We start from the raw sequence: 15572 nt of genomic DNA, 5'->3' as shown, positions 1-15572 counted from the left end.
TAGCCGTTACTGCTGATTTCATGGTGATCTTCATCAGGAGTTTCGTTGTTTTAGTTGTTGAAAATGATCGACTATCAATCGCATTTTCATTTGTCCGCGCAACGGACTGTGCTGCGCAGGCCGCGAAGAGCGTCTAGCAGACCTTGGCCCCGCAGCCGTATCGGGACCCGTGACGATGAGCCAGACCATGCAAGCGTTGTTGAACCAGATTCTCGATGAAGTTCGCCCCCTGATCGGCCAAGGCCGGGTCGCCAGCTACATTCCAGCCCTGGCGGACGTACCGGCCAACCAACTGGGGATCGCCGTCTATGGCAACGATGGCCAGGTGTTTTGCGCCGGTGACGCCGATACGGCATTTTCGGTGCAGAGCATTTCCAAGGTCTTCAGCCTGGTGCAGGCCATCGGCCACTCCGGCGAAGCGATCTGGCAGCGCCTGGGACATGAGCCTTCGGGCCAGCCGTTCAATTCCCTGGTGCAGCTGGAATTCGAGCGGGGTCGCCCGCGCAACCCCTTCATCAACGCCGGCGCCCTGGTGATCTGCGACATCAACCAGTCGCGTTTTGCCGCGCCGGCCTTGTCCATGCGCGATTTCGTCCGGCGCTTGTCCGGCAATCCCCAAGTGATGGTGGATGGTCGGGTGGCCGAGTCGGAATACCAGCACCGTGCGCGCAACGCGGCCATGGCCTACCTGATGCAATCCTTCGGCAACTTCCACAACGATGTGGAGGCGGTACTGCGCAGCTACTTCAGCCATTGCGCCTTGCGCATGAGCTGTGTCGACCTGGCTCGGGCCTTCTGCTTCCTGGCCAATGACGGTTTCTGCAAGCACAGCGGCGAGCAGATCCTGAGCCGCCGGCAGACCCAGCAGGTCAACTCGATCATGGCCACCAGCGGCCTGTACGACGAGGCCGGCAACTTTGCCTATCGGGTCGGCTTGCCGGGCAAGAGCGGGGTAGGCGGCGGGATTGTCGCGGTGGTGCCCGGGCAGTTCACGGTGTGCGTGTGGTCGCCGGAGCTCAATACGGCCGGCAACTCGCTGGCGGGCATGGCCGCCCTGGAGCTGCTCAGCCAGCGTATTGGCTGGTCGGTGTTCTAGCTGGGCCTACCCATTGCCTGTGGGGCTGGCCAGGCTGATCTGTCCGCGTTCGATGAAGCGCTGGGTGCCGAACAAGCCGCCGGCCAGCTTGCCGCGCAGCACGTAGGGCAGGTTGTCCAGGCTCTGGGCCTGGCCCAGGCCCAGGGTCTGGCGCAACACGGAGAAGGCCGAGACGCTTACCGGGATCACCAGGAGGTCTTCGGCATAGCGGCCGATATGCCCTTGCTGGTCGCTGACCCCGGACGCCAGTGGCCGGCCGTTGACCTCCAGGTCCAGGGCCACGCCGTTGTAGTCGATGGGGGTTTCATTGGGATTCTGCAGGCGCAGCTTGATGGCGAAGCGCATCTCCAGTTCCTGGCTCGGCAGCGGATCGATGCCGACCAGGCTGATCGCCAGCGGATCGCGCTGGGGCAACAGGGCGCAGGCGCCCAGGCTGAGCAGGACCAGGGACAGGGCGATGAGTTTGCGCATGGGCTACCTACTGGCGATGGACGTGAATGACCAAGGCGTCGCTACGGGGCTTGCGCTCGACGCTGCTGTCGAGCCTGCCACAAGGCCCCTGGGGGCCTTGCTTGACGCACGCAGGATAGACGCCATTGCTTCTCAAGAGTTCGCCTTGGCGTCCCGGTCCGGGTCCTGCATGACCTTGAGGGTCGCGGCTTCAGGATCGAACTCGTCTTCTTCCAGCTCCAGGAACTCCTCGGGCAGGAAGATGTTGAGGAAGATCGCGCAGAAGGCGCCGACGGTGATCGGCGACTCGAAGATGTTGTGCAGGGCCTTGGGCAGTTCGCGCAGCACCTCGGGCACCGCCGCCACGCCCAGGCCCATGCCCAGGGAAATCGCCACGATCAGCACGTTGCGCCGGTGCAGGCCGGCCTCGGCGAGGATCTTGATCCCGGCCACCGCCACGGTACCGAACATGATCAGGGTCGCGCCGCCCAGCACTGGCTTGGGCATCAGTTGCAGCACCGCGCCGATGACCGGGAACAGGCCCAGCAGCACCAGCAGTCCGGCGATGAAATAGGCCACGTAGCGGCTGGCCACGCCAGTGAGCTGGATCACCCCGTTATTCTGGGCGAAGGTCACCATCGGCAGGCTGTTGAACACCGCCGCCACCGCCGAGTTGAAACCATCGGCCAGCAGGCCGGACTTGATGCGCTTGATGTACAGCGGGCCCTTGACCGGCTGCTGGGAAATCATCGAGTTGGCCGTGAGGTCGCCGGCGGCTTCCAGGGGCGAGATCAGGAAAATCACCGCCAGGGGGATGAAGGCGATCAGGTCGAAGGAAAAGCCATACTTGAACGGCACCGGCACACTCACCAAGGGCACTTCGGGCATGGCGGCCATGTCCACCCGGCCGAGCATCCAGGCCACCAGGAAGCCCAGGGTCAGGCCGATGACGATGGAGCCCAGGCGCAACATCGGGCTGTTGACGCGATTGAGCACCACGATGGTCAGCAGCACCAGCGCCGCGAGGCCCAGGTTGCTGGCCGCGCCCAGGTCGCTGGCGCCATAGCCGCCAGCCATGTCGGTGACTGCCACCTTGATCAGCGACAGGCCCATCAGGGTGATGATGGTGCCGGTGACCACCGGGGTGATCAGCTTGCGCAGCTTGCCGATGAACTGGCTGAGGAACATCTCGATGAAGGCGGCGACGAAGCAGATGCCGAAGATGGTCGAGAGGATCTCGTTGGTGTCGCCGCCCCGGCCCTTGACCATGAAACCGGCGCTGAGCAGCACGCTGATGAACGAGAAACTGGTGCCCTGCACGCACAGCAGGCCGGAGCCGATGGGCCCCAGGCGCCGGGCCTGGACGAAGGTGCCCAGTCCCGAGACGAACAGCGCCATGCTGATCAGGTACGGCAGTTCGCTTTCAAGGCCCAGCACCCCGCCGAAGATCAGGGTCGGGCTGATGATGCCGACGAAGCTGGCCAGCACGTGTTGCAGGGCGGCGAAGATCGCCGCGCTGAAGTGTGGCCGATCGTCGAGACCATAGATCAGGTCGGACTTGTAGCGGGGCGGGGAGTGTTCGGATGCGCTCATTGAGGAAGGCCTGCCAGTGGCACGTGGATGCAACGGGGCACGCGCCGGAAAGTGGACGGGACTTGGGGCGCCAATAGCGGCCAGTAGGCAGCGATTGCGGACCCGGTCTGAAAAAGGAGGCGCAGGATGCCAGAAAGGGGCGGCTGCCAGAAGGGCAGGCGGGCATAAAAAACCAACGTCCAAGGGATACGAAAGATACTGTTTCTCATTTGCCTTTATGGAATAATCCGCCTCCCCGATCTGCGGACCGCCCCTCGATGCTGCCGATACCCAGCCTGCTGCGCAGCTTTCAAGAGCACTACGACGACCTGCTGAAGTTTCTCACCCGGCGCATGAACGACCGCCAGCGGGCGGCGGACGTGGCCCAGGACACCTACCTGAAACTGCTCAAGGTCGAGCAGCAGGCGCTGCAGGTCCAGAACGACCGCGGCTTCATTTTCCGGGTGGCCGGCAACCTGGCCATCGACACTCTGCGTCGCGAACAGCGCCTGGCCGCCAACCTGGGTGAGGCCCCCGAGCATGGCGAGGCGGTGGATCCGGCCCCGGCACCCGAGGCGGTGCTGCTGGCCACGGAGCGCCTGGAGGTACTTGGCCAGGCGTTGCAACAGCTGTCCGACAATGCGCGCCAGGCGCTGCTGCTCAACCGCCTGGAGGGCCTGACCCAGGCCCAGATCGCCGTGCGGTTGGGCGTTTCCGAAAGCATGGTGGCAAAATACATCGGCCAAGCCCTGCGCCATTGCCGTGACTGGCTGCAACAGCACCATGAATGAGTCCCACCTGCTTGCCGATGCCGCCATGACCGAAGATTCCGAGAACCTCGAAGACACCGCCATCGACTGGCTGGTGCTGCTGCACTCCGGCCAGGCCACCGCGGCCCAGCGCATGGCGTTTCAACACTGGCGCCAGCGCAGCCCGGCCCATGCCCGGGCGGCGGATGAGGCACAACGACTTTGGGCTGACCTGGGCCAGACCCGGGCTGCGCGGCAGCACCCGCAGGCCGCTCGTCCGGCGGCCAGGGGCCGTCGCTGGTGGCCGGCGCTGGCCGCTTCACTGTTGCTGGCCCTGGGTAGCGTGATCGGCTGGCAGCAATGGCCGGCCTGGACTTCGGACTACCACACCGGCGTGGGGCAGCAGCAACGCCTGGTCCTGGCCGATGGCTCGCGGGTGATCCTCAACAGTGCCAGCGCCTTGTCGGTGGCTTTCTCGGCGGGGCAGCGGCGGGTGATCCTGGAGCAGGGCGAGGCGCTGTTCGAGCCAGTGGCCGATGGGCAGCGGCCGTTCGTGGTGCAGGTTCGTGGCCAGCACTTGCAGGGCGCTAGCGGAGCGTTCAGCGTGCGCCGCGATGGCGACCGGCTGACGGTGGTGGTGCGCGAGGGCCAGGTGCAATTCACCGGCGATCATGCCCCGGTGCTGTTGCAGGCCGACCAACGCCTGCAGTACCAGGCCGGCCAGCCGCTGCTGGCCCAACAGCAGGTGGACGCCGCCAGCCTCACCGCCTGGCAGCGCGGCAAGTTGATTTTCAATGGCCGGTCGCTGGGCGAGGTGATCGGTGAACTGGAGCGCTACCAGCATGGGCGCATCCTGGTTGCCGACCGGCAATTGGCGGACCTGGCCATCAGCGGGGTGTTCGACCTCAATGATCCCCAAGGGGCGCTGCGCACCTTGCAGCAACGCTATCCCATGCAGATCACCTACTTGCCGTGGCTGGCGCTCGTGCACTGAAATTTTTTTGCAGTGGGCGCTGCAAGTTCCTTTCGGGCCAATCGTCGTAGTGAGACTGAGAAGGCAATCATTCTCATTGACGTCATTTCAACGGGCTGGGAAGGAACACGTGAAAGCTATGTTCAAGCTGTCGATACTCGGGCGCGGTCAACACCTGGTGCGCCGTACATTACTGGCCCAGGCCGTGCTTGCCGGGGCCCTGGGCCCATTGTTGGCCCAGGCGCAACAGCCATTGCCGGCCAGCCAGGCTGGTGCAGCCCAGGAACGCCGCGTGTCATTGCAGTTGCCGGCCCAGCCCCTGGACCATGCCCTGACCCGTTTCGCCGACCAGGCCGACCTGCGCTTGCTGTACACCACCAGTGATGTGGCGGGCCTGCAGGCGCCGGCCCTCGCCGGTGAAGTCACCATTGCCCAGGCCCTGCAAGCCTTGCTGGCCGGCAGCGGCATGGGCTGGTCGTTCAGCGATGGGCGCACGGTCATCCTGCGCCGTGCCGAGCCTGCGGCGAGCAGCCTCAATCTCAAGCCGACCCAGGTCACCGTGGCGTCGCGTACCAGCACCGCCATCAGCGAGATCCCCGGCACCGTCTGGGTGGTGGAGCAGAGCCAGTTGCGCGAGCAGTTGGAAACCGGGGTCAGCCTCAAGGAAGCCATCGGCAAGCTGGTGCCGGGCCTGGACCTGGCGCCGGAAGGCCGTACCAACTATGGCCAGAACATGCGCGGGCGCAACGTCCTGGTGATGATCGACGGGGTCAGCCAGAACAGCTCCCGCGGCTTGTCGCGGCAGTTCGACAGCATCTCGCCATTCAACGTCGAACGTGTGGAGGTGCTGTCCGGGGCCAGCGCGATCTATGGCGGTGGCGCCACCGGCGGCATCATCAATATCGTCACCAAGAAAGGCGAGCCGGGTCCGGCGCGTTTCGAGACCCAGATCGGTGCCAGCAGCGGCTTCAACAACAGCGACGACTTGACCACCCGTATCGCCCAGTCGGTCAGCGGCGGCAACGAAGCCATCAGCGGCCGCCTGGCCGTGGCCGGCGAGCAGAACCAGGCGTTCTACGATGGCGCCGGCAAGCAGATCTTCATCGACAACACCCAGACCGACCTGCAGTACAACCGCACCCTCGACCTGATGGGCAGCCTGGCCATGAACTTCAACGAGGAGCAGAGCCTGGACCTGTTGGCCCAGTACTACGACTCGGGCAACCACGGCAGCACCGGGATCTACTTTCCCAACCTCAAGACCCAGGCGCCCTCGAACCTGGAAGACGCCAAGTTGCGTGGCGGCTACTCCACCGACCTGGAACCGCGCACCCGGCGCCTGTTGCTCAATGCCAACTATCACCACGCTGATGTGCTGGGCCAGGATTTCTACCTGCAGGCCTCGTACCGCAAGGAAAACGACAATTTCTATCCGTTTCCCTACTACAACACCGGCAAGCCGACCGGTTCCAAGGGCGTGTACTTCGCCGCCTCGCAGCAGAACTTCGAGGTCAGCAGCCTCAAGGCGTTGTTCGCCAAGGAGTTCGAGACCGTCAAGCTGACCTACGGCGTGGACCTGGATCGCGAGCGCTTCAACGCCGAACAGAGCACGTTCGACCAGCGGGTGTCGTCAGAAAGTGGTGGCCTGGACCTGGTGACCCAGAGCAAGGCCGCGCGCTACCCCAGCTACCGGGTCGATGGCCTGTCCGCCTATACCCAGCTGGATTGGCACGCCACGGACAACCTGACGGTGTCCGGTGGTTATCGGCGCCAGCAGATGGACGTGGATGTCGGGCGGTTCAAGAACGTGCCGGGGGGCAACAACGATTACCAGGTCAACCTGTTCAACCTGGGCACCATCTATGACTTCAAGAACGGCCACCAGGTCTGGGTCAACTACGGCGAGGGCTTCGATCTGCCGGACCCGGCCAAGTTCTACGGCAAGCCGGGGCTGAGCGTCGACGACAACCCCCTGGCCGGGGTCAAGAGTCGCCAGGTGGAAACCGGCTGGCGTTTCTCCGATAGCGAGTGGGATGCCCAGGCGGCGCTGTACTACATCTGGTCGGACAAGGTCATCACCACCGACAACGCGACCCTGACCATCGACGTCAAGGACCAGAAGAGCCGCGACTACGGCTTCGAAAGCGCCCTGACCCGGCATTTCGAGAGCGGCTGGGAAGCGGGTGGCACCCTGCACCTGGTGCGCTCCGAGGAGGAGGGCAAGAACGGCGGCTGGATCAAGCGCGATGCGCGCTACGCCTCGCTGTCCAAGTCCACGGCCTTCATCGGCTGGAAGGGCGATAGCCAAAGCGTGCGCCTGCAGGGCAACCATGCCTTCACCCTCAAGGACGATGCCGACCACACCATCGACGGCTACACCACCTTCGACCTGCTGGGCAGCCAGGACACCGGCTTCGGCACCTTCAGCGGTGGCATCCAGAACCTGCTGGACAAGCAGTACAGCACCGTCTGGGGCCAGCGCGCCAAGCTGTTCTATTCGCCAACGTATGGGCCCGAGTACCTCTATGACTACCAGGGCCGCGGCCGCACCTACACCCTGAGCTGGACCATGGCCTATTGAGCTGACTCACCCGCTGCGCGGGCATGCGCAGCCTTCGGCGGCTACACGGGGCTGTCGTAGCCGCTGCCGAGCATGCGAGGCAGCGCGGCGGCCCATGTCTGCTGACAATTTCTGTCAGGAGGCTCTGCTATCCTGCGGCGGATTTTTTCCGGGAGTCCAGCCAAGGTGTCGCGAGCCAGTCGATTACTCACTCTGTTGCAGATGCTGCGGGGCAAAAGCCGTCCGGTCACCGCTGCGACCCTGGCGGGGCAGCTGGAGGTATCGGAGCGAACTCTGTATCGCGACATTGCCGAGCTCACCGCCCTGGGGGCGCCCATCTACGGTGAGGCCGGGGTCGGTTATGTGCTGCGCAGCGGGCTGTTCCTGCCACCCTTGATGCTCAATGCCGACGAGACCGAGGCCGTGGTGCTCGGCCTGCGCTACGTGGACCAGCGCGGCGACGAGGAACTGAGCAAGGCCGCCGCCGATGCCATGGCCAAGATCGCCGCGGTGCTGGCGCCGGCGGCCCAGGATGCCTTGCGCAACCCGACGCTGCTTCCGGGGCCGGCCGGTTATGGCTTCCCCGACAATCCGGTGCCGCTGAACGTGTACCGCCAGGCGATCCGCCACCAGGCCAAGCTGCTGATCGACTACGCCGACGTCAACCGTACGCCCAGCCAGCGGTTGATCTGGCCCCTGGCCCTGGGATTTCTCAACGAGGCGCGAGTGATCGTCGCCTGGTGCGAACTGCGCGGGGACTACCGGACCTTCCGTACCGACCGGGTCGCTGTCGCGCAGGAGCAGGGCGAGGCCTACCCAGGCCGGCGCAGCGACTGGCTACGGACCTGGCGCAAGCGCATGCAGGGTGATGAAGACCAGCGTTTCACTCCTGACAAGAAATGACGCAGGGAGCTCTTAACATGCCGGCTTCGTCCACATGCAAGGAGCTTGCGTCATGTCAGTCATCAACCGATCCGAGCACCGGCACCGTCCTGGAGGCGGACCGCTGGCCCCGGCGATCGAGGCCTTCGTGGCCGCCACTCACAGTGGTGATTGCTCGCGGATAACCTCGATCTTCGCTCCCCAGGCCCAGGTCTTCGATGAGCGCGAGCATCGGGTCGGCCCGGGCGAGATCGCCCGCTGGATGGCGGACAACCCTGGCCGCCTGCGGATAGTCGCGGTCCAGCAGCGTACCGGCAAGATACTGCTGGACAGCCTTCTGTATGGCGACTTCCCCGGCGGCCCCCAGTCGTTGCGCCATGTCTTTCGCCTGGATGACCAGGGGCGGATCGCCCGTCTGGACATTTCCCGCTGAGATAGCTGGCGTATTCCCTTTGGGCGCCCGGCAGCGGATACGCCAGACGATGGGCGGTGGCATACTGCGGCCTTTTGCCGGGAGGCCGTGGCCCCATGTCGTTCGATTCACCCTTGAGTGCCTACCAACATGCCCTGGAGCAGCAAGGGTTCGTCGCCGATGAGGCCCAGGCCCGGGCGGTGCAAGCCTTGCAACACTGCCATGCGGCGTTGCACCAGGGCCGCGGGACGGTTGCCGGCGTCTACCTCTGGGGGGCGGTGGGGCGCGGCAAGACCTGGCTGATGGACCGCTTCTACCAGAGTTTGAAGGTTCCGGCGCGACGCCAGCACTTCCACCACTTCATGGGCTGGGTGCACCAGCGTTCCTTCCAGTTGACCGGTATCGCCGATCCGTTGCAGGCCCTGGCCCGGGAGCTGGCGGACGAGGTGCGGGTGTTGTGCTTCGACGAATTGTTCGTCAACGACATCGGTGACGCGATCATCCTCGGCCGCCTGTTCCAGGTGATGTTCGAACAGGGCGTGGTGATGGTCTGCACTTCCAACCAGCCGCCCGAGCAACTCTATGCCGATGGCTTCAACCGCGAGCGTTTCCTGCCGGCCATCGATGCCATCAAGCGGCACATGCAGGTGGTGGCGGTCGATGGCGCCGAGGATCACCGGCTGCATCCGGGTGCCGGCACCCAGCGTTACTGGGTGGCTGCCGAAGGCCAGGCCAGCGCCCTGGGGACCTTGTTCGAGCGCTTGAGTGCCGGGCAGCCGGCATCCGCGGAGCCGGTGTTGCTGGGTTATCGGCCGGTGGCGGTGGTCCGGGTCGCCGAGGCGGTGATCTGGTGTCGCTTCGCCGACCTGTGCGAGCAGCCGTTCTCGGCCATGGATTTCATGGCCTTGTGCGACCGCTATCGCGCCATCCTGCTTGGCGAGGTGCCTTGCCTGAGTGCCCGGCAACGCCCGGGGCGCATTGCCCGGGGCACCGAAGATGGTGCCGAGCGAGTGGTGGCGGGGGATCGCGAGTTGCCGCAGCTGTCGGTCCACGACGATGCGGTCCGGCGCTTCATCGCCCTGGTGGACGAATGCTACGACCGCAAGGTACCGCTGTACCTGGAGGCGCGAGTGCCGATGGAGCAGCTGTATACCGAGGGTTACCTGGAGTTCGCCTTCCGCCGGACCTTGAGCCGCCTGCGGGAAATGCAGTTGCAGCGTTTCGGCCAGCCCTGAGGGGGGAAGGGCTTCCGGGTGTGGTTCATCCTGGTCATTGGCTAGGATTTTTCTGCCACAAGGGAGTGAAAAATCTTCGTTTGGTCAAATCCGCCAGCCTACAATCGGAGCTGCCCGAGCCTTGAGCGCTCGTTCCGACACATTGATCGAGGATGAACATGGACGTTGCCGATGTCGTGGTGTTGCAAGCCAGTTACAGCAACCCGGTGCATGCCGAAGCCATAGGTGTGTTGCTCAGCCATTACGCAGCAGACGTCATGGGCGGTGGCCAGAGCCTCTCGGCGGACCAGCTCCAGCGCTTGCCGGAGGAACTGGCCAAGCGGCCCCAGGCGTTCAGCGTGCTGGCCTTCGCCGGCGGGCAACCGGTGGGCCTGGTGAACTGTTTCGAGGGTTTCTCCACCTTTGCCTGCCGGCCCCTGGTGAATGTCCACGATGTGGTGGTGCTCGACGGCTTTCGTGGCCAGGGACTGAGCAAGCGCCTGCTGCAGAAGGTCGAGGACATCGCTCGCCAGCGCGGCTGCTGCAAGATCACCCTGGAGGTGCTGGAAGGCAATGCCAGGGCCCAGGCAGCCTACCGGGCCTGCGGTTTTGCCGATGCGATGCTCGATCCCGCCCATGGCCGCATGCTGTTCTGGAGCAAGGTCTTGTAGTGCCCCGCGGCCCGCCAGCAGTCAGGTGGTGGGAGTCGTGCTGAGCCCTGGTCGTGCGGGGGCTGTCGTGCCTAGAGATCGTGTTGCGCGGGATCGAGCTTGGGAAACACCAGGCGGAATTCGGTCTGGCCATCGATGACGCTGCTGACTTCGGCCTGTCCGTCATGCAGGTTCATGATCGAACGCACGATCGCCAATCCCAGGCCGGTACCGCCTTCGGCGCGGGTGCGGCTGCTGTCGATCCGGTAGAAGCGCTCGAACAAATGTGGCAGGTGGCAGGCCTCGATGCCTGGACCGGGGTTGCTCACTGTCAGGCTCACCGTCTGCAACTGTTGTTCGACCCGCAGCTGGATACGGCCCTGGCTAGGGCTGTGGCGAATGGCATTGGACAGCAGGTTGGAAATGGCGCGTTGGATCATCAGCCGATCCCCCAGGACCCAGGCATCTCCGCTCTGTTGCAGTTCCAGTTGCTTGTCCTCGGCGCTCAGGGCGAACAGCTCCATGACTTTGCGTGCTTCCACCCGCAGTGAAATCCGCGCGAAGCGAGCCTGGGATGCCGGTTGGCTGACTTGGGCCAGGAGCAACATGTCGGCGACCATCCGCGTGACTCGCTCCAGCTCTTCGATGCTGGCCTCCAGCACCGCCTTGTACTCTTGCGGCGGACGCTCCCGCGACAGGGTCACCTGCGCCTTGCCCATCAGGTTGCTGATGGGCGAGCGCAGCTCATGGGCCAGGTCATCGGAAAATTGCGACAGGCGCTGCACGCCGCCATCCAGGCGTTGCAGCATGACATTGATCCCCTGGCCCAGCTCCGCCAGTTCACGGGGCAGTCGATCCAGATTCAGGCGGTGGGTCAAGTCCTGGGTGGTGACCTTGGCCGCTACCCGGCTGAACTGCTGCAGGGGCAGCAGGCCCCGTTGCACCAGCCACCAGGCGCCGATGCCGATCAGGCCCAGCAGCAGCGGCAAGGCAATCACCGTGGAGCGCAGGTAGGCACTGAGCAGCGCCTGGTCGTTGCTGCGGTCCAGGCTCAGCACGACCCGTACCTGTTCGCCATTGCGCATGGGCATTGGCTGTGAGGCACTGAGCAACTGGCTGCCGCTTTTGTCGTTCCAGTCCAGGTAGGTACTGCCTTTGGCTTCCTTCAGGGCGCGGGGTAAAGGTTGCCGGCCGCCACCGACATCCAGCAGCGGCGGCACCCGCGGATCGCTGGCCAACACCGACAAGCGCAGGTTGTCGTGGCCCATCACCAGGTCCAGCAGGGAATGAGGGCGGGCTGCCAGGTCGCTGCTCTTGAGATCGCTGATCAGGCTGTGCTGGATCTGCTCCAGCTTGCTCTGCAAGCTCTTGCGGGCCAGGGTGTCCAACTCGTGGCTCAGGGACAAGTAGGCCAGGGTGGCCAGCAGCAGGACCAGGGCCGCGCCCATCAGGCTGACGGTCAGGCCCAGGCGCATGGACAAGCTGCTGTTGCCGGGCGGTGCAGGGGGTGTGCTCATTGGCGCACTTCCAGCACGTAGCCGACACCGCGCAGGGTATGGATCAACTTGAGCTCGCTGGCATCGTCGATCTTGGCCCGCAAGCGGCTGATGGACACTTCCACCACGTTGGTATCGCAATCGAAATTCATATCCCAGACTAGGGAAATGATTTGCGTGCGGGTCAGAACTTCACCCGAGTGCCGCATCAATACATGCAGCAGGGTGAACTCCTTGGTGGTCAAGTCGATACGGCGTTCACCGCGGTAGGCCCGATGGCGTCGCGGGTCAAGTTGCAAGTCGGCAACTTGCAGTACTTCCGGTTGAGCCACCGGTTCACTGCGCCGCATCAAGGTGCGGACCCGGGCCAGCAACTCGGGAAACTGAAATGGCTTGACCAGATAATCATCGGCGCCCAGGTCCAGGCCTCTGACTTTATCTTCCAGGCGGCCACGGGCACTCAGCATCATGACCCGTGCCGGAGATTGCCGGTGCATATGTTGCAATACTTGCCATCCATCTTTTCCGGGCAGGTTTACATCCAGTATCACCAACTCGTAGGGTTGTTGTTCAATCAGGTGCAGGCCATCCACGCCATTGTTGGCGCGGTCGACGATGTATCCACTCTCGGTAAGTCCCTGATGCAGATAGTCAGCGGTTTTCGACTCGTCTTCGATCACCAGAATACGCATTGCCTATTGTCCTCTTTAACTAACCGGATATTGTTCGATGGGCCGATGGTGAAGCCTGAAGTAACTATAGGGTCAATCGATCAGGTCTGATAATTCAAGGGATTAGCGGCTTGCCGACGGTCGGTAGAACATCCCGGGCGGGAAGTATGGCGGGGCTTCCAGGGCAATGGGCGATCGAGGTGTTGTGGGTTTGTTTGTTGTTTCAATTCTTTTCTTCGATGAAAAATTCGTTGTGTTCATATCGGGATGTTAAGCCAGTACATCTGGGCGATGTGCCATATGACAGCTTTGTAATGACCCGGTAATTGCCTTGAAAACATGGCCCGCAATCACTGGCCGACGTCAATAAAAAAGGCGCCCAAAGGGCGCCGAAATATCCAGCTCTGGTTGAGAAGCACTTATCCAGAGTGGTTGCACAAAGATTGAATCAGGCGCCGGGCTGCTGGATTACTTGTTTTTCTTGTTTGGCATCCGAGGCGGAATATGCAGGTTCAGATTGCTGTTTGTCGCTCTTGGCGGTATTGGCGTTCTGGTTTCCGGCAATTTGTTGCTGATTGACACGGAAGTTCTCGTAGAACTGTTGTACACGCTCGGAACCGCCTTCGGCGAAGGCTGCGTTGGAGCCGGCGAGAATCAGGCCGGTGAGTACAAGAGTTGAAAGTTTCATGCTGGTTTTCCTGCTTAAGAGTGTTCGGTTACTTGCTTCGTCCCTGTACGGCAAGTGACGGGAGGAAGTTAAACCGAATTCTATTAAGTGAGGGTTAACGCCAGCCTGAGGCAAAAATTACATTTTCGACATCATGTTGCGATGGCCATCGCGGGCTTCTACGGGAAATCGTAGGCGACCAGGGTCAAGAGGCGATGCGTGCCCTAGGTGGGCGCAGGCAGGGGCGAGGCTGCCGCGGGAGCCGTGCGGCTCCCGGGAAAGCGATCATTTTTGCACGACGGAGGTGTCCACCGGCGCTTTGGGCTTCATCAGGCTGAAATCGATCAGCGGCTTGCTCTGGCGCGAGTATGGGTCGCCGATCAGCAGCGGACGAGGCTTGAAGCTGTCGCTGACCAGGCTGCGGCTGTGATCCAGTTGGTCGAAGCTCAGGCCCGCCAGGTCGGCCCAGGTATGCACCAGTTGCGAGCTCATGAAGGGCCGGTTGAGATCGGAGGCGAAGTTCCAGTCGTGGGTCTCCCGCCACTTGGGCGAGGCCCAGGCGATGAACGGAATGGTGTACATCGGCGCGGTGGGCTTGCCTTCGTTGCGCCCTAGGGTGTCGTGGCCGGCGGAGTCGAAGACGTCTTCACCATGATCCGACAGGTACAGCAAGAAGCCGTTGGGGTCAGTCTTGGCGTAGTCCTTGATCAGGCTGGAAACCACGAAATCGTTGTACAGCACGGCGTTGTCGTAGCTGTTGTAGGTGGCCACCTGGTCGTCGTGCACGCCGGCCGGCACGCCCTGGCGGTCGGTGAACTTGTCGAAGCTCGGCGGGTAGCGGTACTGATAGCTCATGTGCGTGCCCAGCAAGTGCACCACGATGAACTTGCGCGGCGCGCTGTCGGCCAGGGCCTTGGAGAAGGGCTCGAGCACGTCGCCATCGTATTGGCGGGCGTTCTGGTTACGGTTGTTGTTCAGGTACACCTGCTCGTCGGCCTGCTCGGAGAAGGTGGTGAGCATGGTGTTGCGCTTGGTCATGGTCTGCTGGTTGGTAATCCAGTAGGTCTTGTAGCCGGCCTGCTTCATCACGCTGACCAGGGACGGGGTCTTGAGATACAGGTCGGGGTTCTCTTCGTCGGCGAAGGTCAGTACCTGCTGCAGGGCCTCGATGGTATAGGGGCGCGGGGTGATGACATTGTTGAACACCGCCAACTGGTCCTTGAGCTTGTCCAGCTCCGGGGTGGTCTGGCGCGGATAGCCGTAGAGGCTCATGCGTTGACGGTTGGTGGATTCGCCGATCACCAGCACCAGGGTCGCCGGCTGGTTGGCCATGCTGTCCTTGAGATTGGTCAGGGGCGGGATCTTGCTGACGCTGTCGAGCATGCCCTGCATGCCGTCCAGCTGCTCGCGATAGCGCCGGTAGGCGACCACCATCTGCCATGGCACCGCCGGCTCGATGCGGGTCTCGAATTTTTCCAGGCCCTCGGCCAGGGTCTCGGTACGCGAGACTTGCTTGACCAGCGGGTAACCGACGATGGCCACCAGGATCGCCACTGCAGCCGCCAGCGCTTGAAGCTTGGGCAGGTAAACCGGGCGCAGGCGGGTCCACAGGAAGATGGCGAAAGCGGTGTGGGCCAGGAACGCCAGTAGCATCCACCAGGCAAAGTACTGGGTCAGGTATTCACCGGCTTCCGAGGGGTTGGACTCGAACATGATGAAAATGACGCTCTGGGAGAACTCCTGCTGGTAGATGAAGAAGTAGCCCAGGCTGGCCATGGAGCAGGCCCAGAGCACGATACCGATCACGGCGGCCAGTAGCCGGGTCTGCCTGGGGAAGAGCAACATCGGTGCCAGCCAGACGGCGCTCATCAGGAAGGCCTGGCGGAAACCTGCGAACCCGGAGGTATCGGTCAGTTGGATCAGCAACTGGGTAATGCCCGAGAAATACCAGAAGAACAGGAACAGCCAGAGCAGGCCCATCCAGTCGAAACCCTTCGCAGACGTATTGCCGCGTTTGAACAATGCCATTCGGCGCTCCCCAGGAAACCATGATCATCGGGCGCCGGTCCGGCGCCAATGAAGGCCGCCCCTATGTAACAAGGCGGCCACAATGGCCGAGAGTATCGATAGGCAAGTGTGAAAAGTTCGTCAGCAGAACGTTGGCATTTTGTGCCTGGGTT

The 15572-nt window shown here is 63.2% G+C and carries 14 protein-coding genes; 8 read left to right on the top strand and 6 right to left on the bottom strand.

All coding sequences use genetic code 11. The annotated features are described in order from the left end of the window. Nucleotides 1–187 precede the first annotated feature (187 nt). Nucleotides 188–1096 (top strand): glutaminase B, encoded by a 909-nt coding sequence (gene glsB / locus H7A76_RS24710; RefSeq protein ID WP_185700964.1) that lies wholly within the window; start codon nucleotides 188–190, stop codon nucleotides 1094–1096. A 6-nt stretch (nucleotides 1097–1102) separates the two neighbouring features. On the opposite strand, the gene H7A76_RS24705 is transcribed toward glsB, so the two are convergent. Together H7A76_RS24705 and H7A76_RS24700 are read right to left on the bottom strand one after the other, a co-directional pair. After that, nucleotides 1103–1567, bottom strand: a complete 465-nt coding sequence (locus H7A76_RS24705) for an LEA type 2 family protein (protein ID WP_185700920.1) — start codon at nucleotides 1565–1567, stop codon at nucleotides 1103–1105. A gap of 132 nt (nucleotides 1568–1699) precedes the next feature. Continuing rightward, on the bottom strand, nucleotides 1700–3139 hold the full coding sequence (locus H7A76_RS24700; RefSeq protein WP_185700919.1) for a nucleobase:cation symporter-2 family protein: 1440 nt from the start codon (nucleotides 3137–3139) through the stop codon (nucleotides 1700–1702). Nucleotides 3140–3396: 257 nt separating this feature from the next. Between H7A76_RS24700 and H7A76_RS24695 the strand changes: the two genes are divergently transcribed. The 7 genes from H7A76_RS24695 (at nucleotide 3397) to H7A76_RS24665 (ending at nucleotide 10579) form a co-directional block, all read left to right on the top strand. Then, the gene (locus H7A76_RS24695; protein WP_185700918.1) at nucleotides 3397–3909 is read left to right on the top strand and encodes an RNA polymerase sigma factor; all 513 of its coding nucleotides are present in this window, start codon (nucleotides 3397–3399) and stop codon (nucleotides 3907–3909) included. Beyond that, nucleotides 3902–4861 (top strand): FecR family protein, encoded by a 960-nt coding sequence (locus H7A76_RS24690; RefSeq protein ID WP_260498071.1) that lies wholly within the window; start codon nucleotides 3902–3904, stop codon nucleotides 4859–4861. The genes H7A76_RS24695 and H7A76_RS24690 overlap by 8 nt, the downstream gene beginning before the upstream one ends. A gap of 118 nt (nucleotides 4862–4979) precedes the next feature. Continuing rightward, entirely contained in the window at nucleotides 4980–7421 is a 2442-nt protein-coding gene (locus H7A76_RS24685; protein WP_185700962.1) for a TonB-dependent siderophore receptor, read from the top strand. 165 nt (nucleotides 7422–7586) lie between these two features. Next, nucleotides 7587–8303: a YafY family protein gene (locus H7A76_RS24680; protein ID WP_185700917.1), complete on the top strand. Its 717-nt coding sequence runs from the start codon at nucleotides 7587–7589 to the stop codon at nucleotides 8301–8303. A 52-nt stretch (nucleotides 8304–8355) separates the two neighbouring features. Beyond that, entirely contained in the window at nucleotides 8356–8715 is a 360-nt protein-coding gene (locus H7A76_RS24675) for a nuclear transport factor 2 family protein (RefSeq protein WP_185700916.1), read from the top strand. A 95-nt stretch (nucleotides 8716–8810) separates the two neighbouring features. Next, entirely contained in the window at nucleotides 8811–9929 is a 1119-nt protein-coding gene (gene zapE / locus H7A76_RS24670) for a cell division protein ZapE (protein WP_185700915.1), read from the top strand. 158 nt (nucleotides 9930–10087) lie between these two features. Continuing rightward, nucleotides 10088–10579 carry a GNAT family N-acetyltransferase gene (locus H7A76_RS24665; RefSeq protein ID WP_185700914.1) on the top strand — a complete coding sequence of 164 codons (492 nt, stop codon included), beginning with the start codon at nucleotides 10088–10090 and terminating at the stop codon, nucleotides 10577–10579. Between the two features lie 71 nt (nucleotides 10580–10650). Here the strand turns inward: H7A76_RS24665 and H7A76_RS24660 are convergent, their stop codons facing one another. The 4 genes from H7A76_RS24660 to H7A76_RS24645 form a co-directional block, all read right to left on the bottom strand. Then, nucleotides 10651–12075: a heavy metal sensor histidine kinase gene (locus tag H7A76_RS24660; protein ID WP_185700913.1), complete on the bottom strand. Its 1425-nt coding sequence runs from the start codon at nucleotides 12073–12075 to the stop codon at nucleotides 10651–10653. Next, nucleotides 12072–12746, bottom strand: a complete 675-nt coding sequence (locus H7A76_RS24655; RefSeq protein WP_185700912.1) for a heavy metal response regulator transcription factor — start codon at nucleotides 12744–12746, stop codon at nucleotides 12072–12074. Before H7A76_RS24655 ends, H7A76_RS24660 begins: the two co-directional genes overlap by 4 nt. Nucleotides 12747–13173: 427 nt before the next feature. Beyond that, nucleotides 13174–13413, bottom strand: coding sequence for a hypothetical protein (locus H7A76_RS24650; protein ID WP_185700911.1), 240 nt, complete (start codon nucleotides 13411–13413; stop codon nucleotides 13174–13176). A gap of 264 nt (nucleotides 13414–13677) precedes the next feature. After that, nucleotides 13678–15420, bottom strand: a complete 1743-nt coding sequence (locus H7A76_RS24645; protein ID WP_185700910.1) for a phosphoethanolamine transferase CptA — start codon at nucleotides 15418–15420, stop codon at nucleotides 13678–13680. Nucleotides 15421–15572: the final 152 nt, after the last annotated feature.

The organism is Pseudomonas sp. MSSRFD41 (assembly GCF_014230245.1).
Taxonomy (GTDB): Bacteria; Pseudomonadota; Gammaproteobacteria; order Pseudomonadales; family Pseudomonadaceae; genus Aquipseudomonas; species Aquipseudomonas piscis.
This window is presented reverse-complemented; position numbering and strand designations above follow the sequence as displayed.

Bases quoted from the DNA above. Each gene is read 5' to 3' on its own strand.
- H7A76_RS24655 (WP_185700912.1), bottom strand. From the start codon at position 12,746: ATGCGTATTCTGGTGATCGAAGACGAGTCGAAAACCGCTGACTATCTG.
- H7A76_RS24650 (WP_185700911.1), bottom strand. From the start codon at position 13,413: ATGAAACTTTCAACTCTTGTACTCACCGGCCTGATTCTCGCCGGCTCC.
- zapE (WP_185700915.1), top strand. From the start codon at position 8,811: ATGTCGTTCGATTCACCCTTGAGTGCCTACCAACATGCCCTGGAGCAG.
- H7A76_RS24665 (WP_185700914.1), top strand. From the start codon at position 10,088: ATGGACGTTGCCGATGTCGTGGTGTTGCAAGCCAGTTACAGCAACCCG.
- H7A76_RS24705 (WP_185700920.1), bottom strand. From the start codon at position 1,567: ATGCGCAAACTCATCGCCCTGTCCCTGGTCCTGCTCAGCCTGGGCGCC.
- H7A76_RS24660 (WP_185700913.1), bottom strand. From the start codon at position 12,075: ATGAGCACACCCCCTGCACCGCCCGGCAACAGCAGCTTGTCCATGCGC.
- H7A76_RS24695 (WP_185700918.1), top strand. From the start codon at position 3,397: ATGCTGCCGATACCCAGCCTGCTGCGCAGCTTTCAAGAGCACTACGAC.
- H7A76_RS24645 (WP_185700910.1), bottom strand. From the start codon at position 15,420: ATGGCATTGTTCAAACGCGGCAATACGTCTGCGAAGGGTTTCGACTGG.
- glsB (WP_185700964.1), top strand. From the start codon at position 188: ATGCAAGCGTTGTTGAACCAGATTCTCGATGAAGTTCGCCCCCTGATC.
- H7A76_RS24700 (WP_185700919.1), bottom strand. From the start codon at position 3,139: ATGAGCGCATCCGAACACTCCCCGCCCCGCTACAAGTCCGACCTGATC.
- H7A76_RS24690 (WP_260498071.1), top strand. From the start codon at position 3,902: ATGAATGAGTCCCACCTGCTTGCCGATGCCGCCATGACCGAAGATTCC.
- H7A76_RS24675 (WP_185700916.1), top strand. From the start codon at position 8,356: ATGTCAGTCATCAACCGATCCGAGCACCGGCACCGTCCTGGAGGCGGA.
- H7A76_RS24685 (WP_185700962.1), top strand. From the start codon at position 4,980: ATGTTCAAGCTGTCGATACTCGGGCGCGGTCAACACCTGGTGCGCCGT.